Genomic DNA, 12209 nt, shown 5'->3' with positions numbered 1-12209 from the left:
CGCAAAAAGAAAAGGCCGAGCATGTCGGCCTTTTAGCACTGAAGAGAGAATTAGATCAGGCGGCGCGCCGCTTCAACCACGATTTTCACCGCATGGCTTTCAGTCTGCTTCATGGTTTCAGCGTTCGGGATCTCCTGTTGGGTACGGTTGACGATAACGCCCGCCACCATACCGGCACGCAGACCCTGGCTCGCGCACATGGTCAGCAGCGTCGCAGATTCCATTTCGTAGTTCATGACGCCCATCGACTGCCACTCTTCCATGGAGCCTTTGAAACGGCTCACCACGCGACCAGAGAAGGTGTCGTAACGCTCCTGGCCCGGGTAGAAGGTATCGGAAGAGGCAGTTACGCCCACGTGGGTGGTGGCGCCCACGGATTTCGCGGCTTCAACCAGCGCGGTGGTGCATTCGAAATCGGCCACTGCCGGGAATTCCATCGGAGCAAAGTGCAGGCTTGCCCCGTCCAGCCGCACGGATGCGGTGGTAACCAGCACGTCGCCCACGTTGATGTGCGGCTGAATGGCGCCTGTGGTGCCGATGCGCAGGAAAGTACGAATGCCCAGCTGCGCCAGCTCTTCAACGGCGATAGAGGTAGACGGGCCACCAATACCGGTAGAGCACACGATCACCGCTTTACCGTCCAGCTCTGCGCGCCAGGTGGTGAATTCGCGATGCGCTGCCAGCTTAACCGGCTTATCCATCAGCGCGGCGATCTTTTCCACACGCTCTGGATCGCCAGGGACGATAGCAAGCGTAGCCCCTTGTAAATCGTTTTTAGTGAGGCCGAGATGAAAAACATCAGACTTAGACATAGGTGACTCCTCTGTGGGTCGGTTTGTCAGAAGAAGTAAAACGGTACTTTACAGAAGCAATGTGCATTATTTCGTGACACACCTCACCATGAATGAAAATGATTGCAGTTAATTTCCATAAAATAGTGATTCACATCACATTAACAAGTTATATCGCCGGGTGCTGCACAAAAGATAGACGCTATAAGGCACTGTGGGTTGTTAACCTGGTGTCTATATTTATCTTTGCGCTAATCCATTCATTGGTACGGAGAATGCCATGACTGAAAAAACCGGTTTTGCACCTGCTGCGGCCCCGCACGCTTCAACCATCGTCTCAACCCCTGAAGAAGCCATTACCGCAGGCGAGACCTCCATTCCCTCCCAGGGAGAGAACATGCCAGCGTACCACGCGCGGCCAAAATCTGCCGATGGCCCGCTGCCCATCGTGATCGTGGTGCAGGAAATATTTGGCGTTCATGAACATATTCGCGACCTCTGCCGCCGTCTGGCGCTGGAAGGTTACCTGGCCGTTGCGCCGGAACTCTATTTCCGTCAGGGCGATCCGAATGATTACAGCGACATCCCGACGCTGTTCAGCAACCTGGTCAGCAAAGTGCCGGACGCGCAGGTACTGGCCGATCTCGACCACGTTGCCAGTTGGGCGGCGCGCAACGGTGGCGACCCGCACCGTCTGATGGTGACCGGCTTCTGTTGGGGTGGACGCATTAGCTGGCTGTATGCCGCGCACAATCCGCAGTTGAAAGCGGCCGTGGCCTGGTACGGCAAACTGGTGGGCGAAAAGACGCTGAACTCGCCGAAACATCCGGTTGATATCGCCACCGATTTAAATGCCCCGGTGCTAGGGCTGTATGGCGGTCAGGATACCGGCATTCCGCTTGATACCGTCGAGACCATGCGCCACGCGCTGCGGGCGGCAAACGCGAAGGCCGAAATCGTGGTGTACCCGGATGCGGGACACGCGTTTAATGCCGATTATCGTCCGAGCTATCACGCGGAATCCGCGAAAGATGGCTGGCAGAGAATGCTGGCGTGGTTCAGCCAGTACGGCGGGAAGAAAGCGTAATACCAAAAGCCCGGTGGCGGCTACGCCAACCGGGCAATCCAGCCCCACTACGCCTGACGCAAATTCTGCGCCGCCTGCACCATGTTCGCCAGCGCCGCGCGGGTTTCAGGCCAGCCACGGGTTTTCAGGCCGCAATCCGGGTTTACCCACAGACGTTCCGCCGGGATGCGCTGGGCCGCTTTTTGCAGCAGCGATTCAATCCACTCCACGCTCGGCACGTTAGGGGAGTGAATGTCATACACGCCCGGCCCGATTTCGTTCGGGTAGTCGAACTCTTCGAACGACTCCAGCAGCTCCATGTCTGAACGCGAGGTCTCGATGGTGATCACATCGGCGTCGAGCGCGGCAATGGAGTCCATTATGTCGTTAAATTCGCAGTAACACATGTGGGTGTGGATCTGCGTGTCGTCCTTCGCGACGGCCGCGTTGAGGCGGAACGCCTCCACGCCCCACTGTAAGTAAGCATCCCAGTCGCTGCGACGCAGCGGCAAGCCTTCACGCAGCGCCGGTTCGTCGATCTGAATGATGCCAATCCCCGCCGCTTCCAGATCCGCCACTTCATCACGCAGCGCCAGGGCGATCTGTTTGGCGATGGTTTCCCGGGAAACATCTTCACGCGGGAACGACCAGCAGAGAATGGTCACCGGCCCCGTCAGCATGCCTTTTACCGGTTTGTCGGTCAGAGACTGGGCATACTTCGCCCACTCCACGGTGATCGCTTCCGGGCGGCTGACGTCACCGATCACCACCGGCGGCTTCACGCAGCGGGAGCCGTAGCTTTGCACCCAGCCGTTCTGGGTAAAGACAAAGCCGTCCAGGTGTTCACCGAAGTATTCCACCATATCGTTACGCTCGGCCTCGCCGTGCACCAGCACGTCCAGACCCAGACGTTCCTGCTCGACGATCGCCTGTTTGATGTGTTCCGCAATGCCGGTGCGGTAGTGATTCGCATCCAGATTGCCCTTTTTGAAGTCCAGGCGCAGGCCGCGGATCTCGGTAGTCTGCGGGAAGGAGCCGATGGTTGTGGTCGGCCACGCGGGCAGGTTAAAGCGCGCACGCTGGGCTTCGGCGCGCACTTCATACGGGCTCTGGCGCTGGCTGTCCCGGGCGGTGATGGCCGCCAGACGTTTTTCCACCACAGGGTTATGCACGCGCGTCGAGTGACGGCGCGCCTGGATCGGAGCGCTCCAGTCGGTAATCGCTGCCGTGTCGCCGCTGTTCAACGCGTCGCGCAGCAGAGCCAGCTCCTCACACTTTTGCAGGGCAAAGGCAAACCAGCTTTTCACCTCAGGGTCGAGTCGGGTCTCTACGCTCAGGTCGATCGGGCTGTGCAGCAGGGAACAGGAAGAGGCTACCCACAATTCACGTTTACCGACAATGTCCTTAATTTGTGCATATTTCTCGGTGAGATCGGCACGCCAGACGTTACGACCATTCACCAGACCGGCAGAGAGCAGCCACTCCGCAGGCAGACGCTTGTGCAACTCTGCCACATCGTCTTTGCCGTGAACGAGATCAACGTGCAGACCCTGAACCGGCAGCGCAGTAATGGTGTCGAGGTTAGGCGTTACGCCCTCGAAATAGGTGGTCAGCAGCAGCTTCACCTGGCCCGTGAGCGCGTCATACGCCGGTTTGAAGGCATCCAGCCACGCCTGCGGCAGCTCAAGCACCAGCGCCGGTTCATCGATTTGCACCCACTGAATACCGCGCTTACCCAGCTCAATCAGCACCTGCTTATAAACCGGCAGAATATCGTTCAGCAGGCTGAGGCGGTCGAACTGCTCACCTTTCACTTTGCCCAGCCACAGGTAGGTGACCGGCCCCAGCAGCACGGGTTTCACCTGGTGACCCAGCGCCAGCGCTTCGTCCACTTCATCCAGAAGCTGGGTCCAGGTCAGTTTGAACTGCTGGCCCTTAACGAACTCCGGCACCATATAGTGATAGTTAGTGTTAAACCACTTGGTCATTTCCGCCGCTGCCGCTGGCTCACCCGTTGGCGCGCGGCCACGGCCGATGCGGAACAGGGTATCGATATCCACCGATCCATCGTTGTTCTGATGACGAGCCGGCACGTTGCCAAGCAGCAGGCTGGTGGTCAGAACATGGTCGTACCAGGCGAAATCGCCCACCGGCAGCAGGTCTACGCCCGCCTGTTTTTGCTGATCCCAGTGACGCGCGCGCAGCTCGCGTCCCACCGCCAGCAGTTCTTCGCGGGTGGCGTTACCCGCCCAGTAGCTTTCTTGCGCTTTTTTCAGCTCGCGACGCAGACCAACGCGAGGGAAACCGAGAGTGTGAGTGCGGATTGTCATGGGCATACCCCTTGTAGAAATTCGTTATTTAGACGTCCAGATGTTTACACTTCTATAATTGGCAGGTACTGTATATTCCTCAAGCGCAAAATGTTCATGCCGAAGTGAAGGACTTTCATGATCGAGATTAAACACCTGAAAACGCTACAAGCGTTGCGGAACTGCGGTTCTCTTGCGGCGGCAGCGGCCACGCTGCACCAGACTCAGTCTGCCCTTTCTCACCAGTTCAGCGATCTGGAACAACGCCTCGGCTTTCGTCTTTTTGTGCGTAAGAGCCAGCCTTTGCGCTTTACGCCGCAGGGCGAAATTTTGCTTCAGCTGGCGAACCAGGTGCTGCCGCAGATTGCCAGCGCGTTGCAGTCCTGCAACGAGCCGCAGCAGACCACCCTGCGCATCGCCATTGAGTGTCACAGCTGTATTCAGTGGCTGACCCCCGCGCTTGAGAACTTCCGCCAGAAGTGGCCGCAGGTGGAGATGGACTTCAAATCCGGCGTCACGTTTGATCCGCAGCCGTCGCTTCAGCAGGGTGAGCTGGATCTGGTGATGACCTCAGATATTCTGCCACGCAGCGGTCTGCACTATTCGCCAATGTTTGATTTTGAGGTGCGTCTGGTGCTGGCCCCGGACCATCCGCTGGCCGCCAAAACGCGTATCACGCCGGAAGATCTGGCAACGGAGACGCTGCTGATTTACCCGGTACAGCGCAGTCGTCTGGATATCTGGCGCCATTTCCTGCAACCCGCGGGCATCAGCCCACAGCTGAAAAGCGTGGATAACACGCTGCTGTTAATTCAGATGGTGGCGGCCAGAATGGGGATTGCGGCGCTGCCGCACTGGGTGGTCGAGACGGTTGAACGCCAGGGTCTGGTGGTTACCAAAACCCTGGGTGAAGGACTGTGGAGCCGGCTGTACGCCGCCGTGCGCGATGGCGAGCAACGTCAGCCAATTACGGAAGCGTTTATTCGCTCAGCGCGGAACCACGCGTGCGACCATCTTCCGTTTGTGCGGAGCGCGGAGCGACCCAGCGGCGATGTACCCACAGCGAAGCCAGGATCACCGTTCCCCCAATAAGGAAACTCGGCCAGTGCGGCTGCTCCTGCCAGATGGCGAGGTTCACCAGTAGCCCCGCCGGCACGTGCACGTTGTTCATGATCCCCAGCGTTCCGGCGTCTACCTGCGTAGCGCCGTAGTTCCACATAAAATAGCCCAGCCCCGAGGCCACCACGCCCAGCCAGACCAGAACGCTCCACTGCACGGGGGTGGTCGGCAGCTTTTGCGGGTTGCCGAGCATAAACCATGCCGCAATCGCGACAATCGCCGCGCCCATATAGAACCACGCAAACGCGTTATGCTGCGGCATCGGGCGGGTCTCCATCAGGCGTTTGTAACCCACCATCCCGATGGCAAAGCTGATATTAGCGAGCTGGACGAACATCAGCCCGGTCCAGAAGTGATCGCTTACCTTGTCATAGCGAATAATCGCCGCGCCAATGACTGCCAGCGCAGCGCTCAGCAGATATCCCCAGCGCAGGCGGCGCCTGCTGAGCAAGTCATAAATCAGCGTGATGTAGAGCGGCGTCAGCACGGTGAAGAGCAGAAATTCCGAGACGGACAGGTAAACGTAGGCCCGGAAGCTGAACAGGTACATGATGCCGAGCTGCATCGCGCCTACCAGCATGTACAGCAGAATAGTTTTTAGCGATTGCCCGCGGGTACGCAGGAACGGCAGGAACACCAGCGCCGCCAGCCCCACGCGCATCAGCACCGAAAAGTAGCTGTCGACCGATCCGGCAAGGTATTCGCCAATCAGACTAAAGGAGAAGGCCCACAGGATAGTCGTGATAATGAGTAGCGCCACAATGCTTGTCTCTCAGAAAGAAGGAGAGGCATTGTAGCGAACTCTTTAGTTGACATCTGAACAATAAACAATCAAATGAAGATTATTCAAGGAACAGTTTGCGCAAATACTTAGGTACCGCGTTGTCTGCGTTCGTGCCAATCACTTCCAGCTCCGGGTGCAGATCTTTCAGGCGCTGATGCGCGTTCTGCATGATGCAGCCTTTACCCGCCATGGAGAGCATCTCGGCATCGTTCATGCCATCGCCAAAGGCGATACAGTCTTTCAGATCAAAGCCCAGACGCTTCGCGACCGCTTCCAGCGCGTGACCTTTGGACACCCCGCCCGCCATCACTTCCAGACAGGTCAGCGTGGAGAAGCTCACGTTCACGCGGTCGCCCCAGCGGGCGTTGATCGCCTGCTCCAGCGGAAGCAGCGCTTCGTGACTTTCGCAGGTAAAGAATACCTTGCTGATCCCTTCAGGATCCAGCAAACCCGGCTCATACAGGGAGTAGTTGAAGACGGCTTCCTTGAAGAAACGCATTTCGTCCGGGCGATGACGGTTCATAAACCACTCGTCGTCGCGGTAAACGTTAGTCACGATATCCGGGTTGTTATGCACAATGCCGAACAAATCAGTGGCGATGTCACGATCGAGATTATGGGTAAAAATCAGGTTGCCGTCCGTGTCATGTACGCGCGCACCGTTAGATGTGATCATGTACGACTTGATTTCCAGGTTATCGCGGATCTGCCCCACGTCCACGTGGTGGCGACCGGTGGCGAACACGAAGTTCACGCCACGGGCAGTCAGGAGTTTTAGGGTCTCTTTCGCATAAGGCGACAGGGTGTGGTCGGGGGAAAGCAGCGTGCCATCTAAATCAGATGCAACAACCTGGTACATAGGGATTTCAACCTCTGGTGGAAAACAATAATCAGTTATGCCTGTTGAAAAATTCAACAATGGCGTTGAGCGCGACTGAGCGCATAGCGTCCTTTTCAAAAAGGATCTCATGGTACGCACCGTTGATGACCAGCGGTTTACCCCCTTCACAGGGATGGCCCGCAGCGGCGCGAAGTTCACAATAGCGGTCATGCATGCGGTTATCCACCACACGCTCTTCTTCCGCCTGGATCAGGAGCGTCGGCGTGTCATCATCGCCTACGCCTGCCAGCACCTGTTCACCGGCATGAATACCTTCCCGCACCCAGTGCCAGGTGGGGCCGCCGACCCGCAGACGCGGTTCATCGGCATAAAAACGCAGGTTGCGCCGATAACGCTGCCGACTGTGGGTTAACACGTTGATGGCAAACGGTAACGCCCGCCAGCGTCCTGTTCCGATGGCATAGCCTTCTCGAATGCGCTGATGGCCCTCAGCCCAGTCGAGAAGATGGCGCACCATCCAGTCAGGAAAACGTATCACAATGCCGTACATCGGCGCGGTCAGCGCAATGGCGTCGCACTGGTGCTTATGGCGCTGCAAAAACAACGTCGAGATCGCGCCCCCCATGGAGTGGGCAAGAATATAACGCTTGCGCCACGGTCCGGGCTGCACTTCCTGCTGCCAGAACGCGGCCAGATCGTCGACGTAATCGCTGAAGTTATCCACGTGGCCGCGATGGGTATCCGGTAACATCCGGCCGGAAAGCCCCTGCCCGCGATGGTCGATAATTAACACATCAAAGCCCAGATGGAACAGGTCATACGCCAGCTCGGCATATTTGATATAGCTTTCGATGCGCCCGGGGCAGACCACAATCACCCGGTCATTTTTTTCATCACGGAAACGAACGAAGCGTACCGGGATTTCCCCGACGCCCATAAACTCATCTTCCTCACGCTGGCGCCAGAAATCGGTCAGCGGCCCCATGGAGAAAGCAGCAAATGCGTTTTCTCGTGTTTCCCAGTCCTTTTTCTGCTGAAACATTGGGTTTCCACCCCCCGTAATTCAGGGAATATCGTTTTTTTCGTCACCGGTCACAAAATGACTCAACAATAGCGTATTGTGGCATAAAAACAGACGATCCGGGAGTTTCAAATGACCTTCGAGTGGTGGTTCGCCTACCTGCTGACATCCATCATCCTCAGCCTTTCACCTGGCTCGGGCGCAATCAACACCATGACCACCTCAATTAATCACGGCTATCGCGGCGCGGTGGCGTCAATCGCCGGTTTACAGACCGGGCTTGGCATTCATATTGTGCTGGTGGGGATTGGTCTGGGCACGCTGTTCTCCCGTTCGGTGCTGGCCTTCGAGGTGCTGAAATGGGCTGGCGCAGCGTATCTTATCTGGCTGGGCATTCAGCAGTGGCGCGCCGCTGGCTCGATTGATCTGCATACGCTCTCCCGGACGCAAACACGCGGCCACCTGTTTAAGCGCGCGGTGTTCGTTAACCTGACCAACCCGAAAAGCATCGTGTTCCTCGCCGCCCTGTTCCCGCAGTTTATCGTGCCGCATCAGCCACAGGTGATGCAGTACGTGGTGCTGGGCGCAACCACCATTATTGTCGATATCATTGTGATGATTGGTTACGCGACGCTGGCGCAGCGAATTGCGGCGTGGATCAAAGGGCCTAAGCAGATGAAGGCCCTGAACAAAGTCTTTGGTTCGCTGTTTATGCTGGTTGGCGCGCTGCTTGCGTCAGCGCGTCATGCTTAGCGAGAAATGATGAGATGAATGCCGAAGCCGGCGAACAACGCGCCGGCGAAGCCGTCGATCCACTTCGCGATGCGCTGGTAGCCGCGACGCATCGCCGGTAAGGCAAACAGGCTTGCCACAACGGTAAACCAGGCGAACGTTTCCACAACGATCAGCAGGAAGATCCCCCAGCGCGCGCCCGCGCCGACGTTATCCCCCACAAACAGCGAGAATACCGAGCCGAAGTAAATAATTGCTTTCGGGTTCGCCAGGTTGGTCAGCAGCCCTTTCACAAAGCTACGGCCGCCCGTTGCCAGCTCAACCTTTGGCTCTTCCGGCTTGTTCTCTTCTTTCTTCAGCGCCCCGCGCAGCATCTGGTAGCCCATCCAGCACAGGTACAGACCGCCGCCAACCATAATGATGTTATGCAGCCACGCCATTTTCGCCAGGATCAGGTTCAGACCGAGCAGCGCAACCGCCGCCCAGACCATGACGCCCATGGTAATACCGAGCACACCCATCATCGCCTCTTTGCGGGAGCGGCTGACGGCCGTTTGCGACACGAAGAAAAAATCAGGGCCTGGGCTCATCAGCGCAACGATGTGCACTAACGCCACGGTGAGAAATAGCATTAACATAATTAGCTCGCGGGGAAATAATACAGTGAGTCACCATCCTGGCACTTTTTCGCCCGGCTGACTACTCCTCATCATCACCATCAGCGTGGGAACGGATGAGCGCCATAAACTCTTTACCGAAGCGCTCCAGCTTGCGCGTGCCGACGCCGTTGACGCTGAGCATCTCGCTGGCGCTGAGCGGCATTTGCTCGGCCATCTCGATCAGCGTCGCGTCGTTGAACACCACGTATGGCGGGATGTTCTCTTCATCGGCAATAGCTTTACGCAGCTTACGCAGCTTGGCGAACAGCTTGCGGTCGTAGTTACCGCCGTAGGATTTTTGCATCACGCGCGGCTTCAGGGCGACGACGCGCGGAACGGCGAGCTTCAGTTCAACCTCGCCACGCAGGACCGGTCGCGCCGCTTCGGTCAGTTGAAGCGCAGAGTGCTGGGCAATATTTTGCGTGGCAAAGCCGAGGTGGATCAACTGGCGGATAATACTCACCCAGTGCTCATGGCTCTGGTCTTTCCCGATGCCGTAAACCGGCAGCTTGTCGTGACCCATATCGCGGATACGCTGGTTGTTAGCCCCGCGCAGCACTTCAACGACGTAGCCCATCCCAAAGCGCTGGTTCACGCGTCCGATAGTCGAGAGCGCTTTGCGCGCGTCCATCAGGCCATCGTACTGCTTCGGCGGGTCGAGGCAGATATCGCAGTTGCCGCACGGCGCCTGACGCCCTTCACCAAAGTAGTTGAGCAACACCAGACGGCGGCAGGTTTGCGCTTCGGCGAAGGCCCCCATCGCGTTAAGCTTGTGGCGTTCGATATCCTGCAACTGCCCCTGCGGTTTCTCTTCCAGACAGCGGCGCAGCCACGCCATATCCGCCGGGTCGTAAAACAGCATCGCTTCCGCAGGCAGGCCGTCACGCCCGGCGCGGCCGGTCTCCTGATAGTAGGATTCGATATTGCGCGGAATGTCGAAATGCACCACAAAGCGCACGTTGGGCTTATTGATCCCCATCCCGAACGCCACCGTTGCGACCACAATTTGCAGGTCGTCGCGCTGGAATTTTTCCTGCACATCGGCGCGGATGTGGTTCTCTAACCCGGCATGGTATGCCGCCGCGCTAAAGCCGCGATTTTGCAGACGCGCAGCGGTGTCTTCCACCTTTGCGCGGCTGTTGCAGTAGATGATGCCGGACTTGCCGCGCTGCTCCTGCACGTAGCGCAGGAGCTGATCCAGCGGCTTGAACTTTTCCATCAGCATATAGCGGATGTTCGGGCGGTCGAAGCTGCTGACCTGAATATACGGGTCGTTCAGTCCCAGCAGGCGAACGATGTCCTGACGCGTGGTGTCGTCCGCCGTGGCGGTAAGCGCCATAAACGGCAGCTCGGGGAAGCGCTGACGAAGCTGGCCGAGGGCGGCGTATTCCGGGCGGAAATCGTGCCCCCACTGGGAGATACAGTGCGCTTCATCCACCGCCAGCAGCACCGGGTTCCAGTGCGCCAGGTGGTCGAGGAAGTTGTCCAGCATCAGGCGCTCTGGCGCGATATACAGCAGGCGAACCTGTCCGGTGCGGCACCCGGCCATCACCTCTTGCTGCTGCTCGCGAGTTTGCGTTGAGTTAAGACAGGCCGCCGCCACGCCGTTGGCGAGCAGCTGGTCGACCTGGTCTTTCATCAGGGAAATAAGGGGTGATACCACAACCGTCAGGCCATTAAGCACCAGCGCGGGCACCTGATAGCAGAGCGATTTACCGCCGCCGGTCGGCATGACCACCAGGCAATCGCGGCCTTCCAGAACGGTTTCAATGATGGTTTCCTGGCCAGGACGGAACTGCTGGTAGCCAAAGGTTTCATGCAAAACCTGTTTAGCCAGCGATTCCTGATTCAATACTTCCGCCTGCGCCACGTTAACCCCATATGCCAGAAATGAAACAGGCGCTATTTTCAGCGCCTGAGAGAGAAACTTCAACGTTTAACGCAAAAACATTCGAGCAGCTTAGAAAATATCGTTCAGCATGACGCCCACACCGACGCGGGTCTGGTTGAAGTTGTAGTCGATCAGCGATTCGCCGTAGCCGCTATACACCTGGGTATAGAGACGAACGTGTTTCGTTACCGGGTAGCTCAGGCCCAGCTCTGCACCGCCGTAGCCGGTATTCCAGTTGTACTGGCCTTTGGCACTCAGCACCGCGTCACCCAGCTGATAGCCCACTTTAAGCTGATAGTAGCCCATATATTTGGTGATATCCGGGTTGTCATCGGTGCTGCCTACTACGTACCACGGCTTCACTTCCACCATGAAATTGCCGTTCTGCGCCATCAGACGCGTATAGATGCGGTTCCAGCTGCGTGAGGTTGGGTCGGAACGACCGTTGGAATCGTGGTTATAGCCCACCTCCACGTCTCGCAGCGTCCAGCCTGCAAACTCATAATCGGTGGCGAAACCGAGGAACAGCTGCGGTTCATAGTTGGTTTCGCGGAACGGTGATGATTCCCCGCTGTTGGAGAGCTGCCACCATGACTTCTGCGTGTAGGACGCGCCAAGTACCGAGTTCGGCCCCAGGATGCCGCGCCAGAACGGGAAGGCGAGGCTGAGCTGGAACTTCACCTCATCTTTACGCGCATTATCAGACCAGTTATAGGAGCTTATCGCCTCTTTGTTGAGATCGCTGGTCTGGGTGTAGATCACGTAGTTTGTGTCATACGGGTACAGCGTGAACGGATTGTCATGCTCCTGAAGCATATTGGCGATGATGCTACCCTTAACGGCAGGTTTATCATGCACCTCTTTGATCGTCGCTTCCTGCGCATATGCTGTGAGGGGCAGCGCAACCGCCGCCAGTAACCAACCCAGATACGTCCGCATCGGTGGTGTTCTCCTGAAATGGTGACATTTAATGAATAGTTTTGTCCGGGCATTCTA

The 12209-nt window shown here is 57.5% G+C and carries 11 protein-coding genes; 3 read left to right on the top strand and 8 right to left on the bottom strand.

Translation table 11 applies throughout. From position 1 onward, the window contains the following. Positions 1-50 precede the first annotated feature (50 nt). Entirely contained in the window at positions 51-812 is a 762-nt protein-coding gene (gene udp, locus L384_RS14225) for a uridine phosphorylase (protein WP_003860792.1), read from the bottom strand. Positions 813-1071: 259 nt separating this feature from the next. On the opposite strand from udp, the gene L384_RS14230 reads away from it, so the two are divergent. After that, positions 1072-1878 carry a dienelactone hydrolase family protein gene (locus L384_RS14230; protein WP_003860793.1) on the top strand — a complete coding sequence of 269 codons (807 nt, stop codon included), beginning with the start codon at positions 1072-1074 and terminating at the stop codon, positions 1876-1878. 47 nt (positions 1879-1925) lie between these two features. Here L384_RS14230 and metE read toward each other — a convergent pair whose 3' ends face one another. Beyond that, positions 1926-4187, bottom strand: coding sequence for a 5-methyltetrahydropteroyltriglutamate--homocysteine S-methyltransferase (metE, locus tag L384_RS14235; RefSeq protein WP_023315188.1), 2262 nt, complete (start codon positions 4185-4187; stop codon positions 1926-1928). A gap of 117 nt (positions 4188-4304) precedes the next feature. Here metE and metR point away from each other — a divergent pair, with 117 nt between their 5' ends. After that, entirely contained in the window at positions 4305-5258 is a 954-nt protein-coding gene (gene metR, locus L384_RS14240; protein ID WP_015570000.1) for an HTH-type transcriptional regulator MetR, read from the top strand. Here metR and L384_RS14245 read toward each other — a convergent pair. The 3 genes from L384_RS14245 to pldB form a co-directional block, all read right to left on the bottom strand. Continuing rightward, positions 5146-6045 (bottom strand): carboxylate/amino acid/amine transporter, encoded by a 900-nt coding sequence (locus L384_RS14245; RefSeq protein ID WP_003860795.1) that lies wholly within the window; start codon positions 6043-6045, stop codon positions 5146-5148. The two genes, metR and L384_RS14245, sit on opposite strands and share 113 nt — an antisense overlap. 82 nt (positions 6046-6127) lie before the next feature. After that, positions 6128-6928, bottom strand: a complete 801-nt coding sequence (gene yigL, locus L384_RS14250) for a sugar/pyridoxal phosphate phosphatase YigL (RefSeq protein WP_023299050.1) — start codon at positions 6926-6928, stop codon at positions 6128-6130. Positions 6929-6959: 31 nt separating this feature from the next. Next, positions 6960-7952, bottom strand: a complete 993-nt coding sequence (gene pldB / locus L384_RS14255) for a lysophospholipase L2 (RefSeq protein ID WP_015570002.1) — start codon at positions 7950-7952, stop codon at positions 6960-6962. 111 nt (positions 7953-8063) lie between these two features. Here pldB and rhtB point away from each other — a divergent pair, with 111 nt between their 5' ends. Continuing rightward, entirely contained in the window at positions 8064-8684 is a 621-nt protein-coding gene (gene rhtB / locus L384_RS14260; RefSeq protein ID WP_003860798.1) for a homoserine/homoserine lactone efflux protein, read from the top strand. Here rhtB and rhtC read toward each other — a convergent pair. The 3 genes from rhtC to pldA form a co-directional block, all read right to left on the bottom strand. Further along, positions 8681-9301 (bottom strand): threonine export protein RhtC, encoded by a 621-nt coding sequence (rhtC, locus tag L384_RS14265; RefSeq protein WP_023323988.1) that lies wholly within the window; start codon positions 9299-9301, stop codon positions 8681-8683. The genes rhtB and rhtC overlap by 4 nt on opposite strands. Positions 9302-9362: 61 nt before the next feature. Beyond that, a complete protein-coding gene (gene recQ / locus L384_RS14270; protein WP_003860800.1) occupies positions 9363-11192 on the bottom strand; it encodes an ATP-dependent DNA helicase RecQ in 1830 nt (609 codons plus the stop codon). Between the two features lie 90 nt (positions 11193-11282). Continuing rightward, a complete protein-coding gene (gene pldA, locus L384_RS14275) occupies positions 11283-12152 on the bottom strand; it encodes a phospholipase A (protein WP_003860803.1) in 870 nt (289 codons plus the stop codon). Positions 12153-12209: the final 57 nt, after the last annotated feature.

The sequence above is a fragment of the Enterobacter sp. MGH 38 genome (genome assembly GCF_000492855.1).
GTDB lineage: Bacteria > Pseudomonadota > Gammaproteobacteria > Enterobacterales > Enterobacteriaceae > Enterobacter > Enterobacter hormaechei_C.
The sequence above is the reverse complement of the archived record's forward strand: the minus strand, read 5'-3'. Positions and strand labels throughout refer to the sequence as shown.

Bases quoted from the DNA above. Each gene is read 5' to 3' on its own strand.
- metE (WP_023315188.1), bottom strand. From the start codon at position 4,187: ATGACAATCCGCACTCACACTCTCGGTTTCCCTCGCGTTGGTCTGCGT.
- pldA (WP_003860803.1), bottom strand. From the start codon at position 12,152: ATGCGGACGTATCTGGGTTGGTTACTGGCGGCGGTTGCGCTGCCCCTC.
- rhtC (WP_023323988.1), bottom strand. From the start codon at position 9,301: ATGTTAATGCTATTTCTCACCGTGGCGTTAGTGCACATCGTTGCGCTG.
- metR (WP_015570000.1), top strand. From the start codon at position 4,305: ATGATCGAGATTAAACACCTGAAAACGCTACAAGCGTTGCGGAACTGC.
- yigL (WP_023299050.1), bottom strand. From the start codon at position 6,928: ATGTACCAGGTTGTTGCATCTGATTTAGATGGCACGCTGCTTTCCCCC.
- udp (WP_003860792.1), bottom strand. From the start codon at position 812: ATGTCTAAGTCTGATGTTTTTCATCTCGGCCTCACTAAAAACGATTTA.
- pldB (WP_015570002.1), bottom strand. From the start codon at position 7,952: ATGTTTCAGCAGAAAAAGGACTGGGAAACACGAGAAAACGCATTTGCT.
- rhtB (WP_003860798.1), top strand. From the start codon at position 8,064: ATGACCTTCGAGTGGTGGTTCGCCTACCTGCTGACATCCATCATCCTC.
- L384_RS14230 (WP_003860793.1), top strand. From the start codon at position 1,072: ATGACTGAAAAAACCGGTTTTGCACCTGCTGCGGCCCCGCACGCTTCA.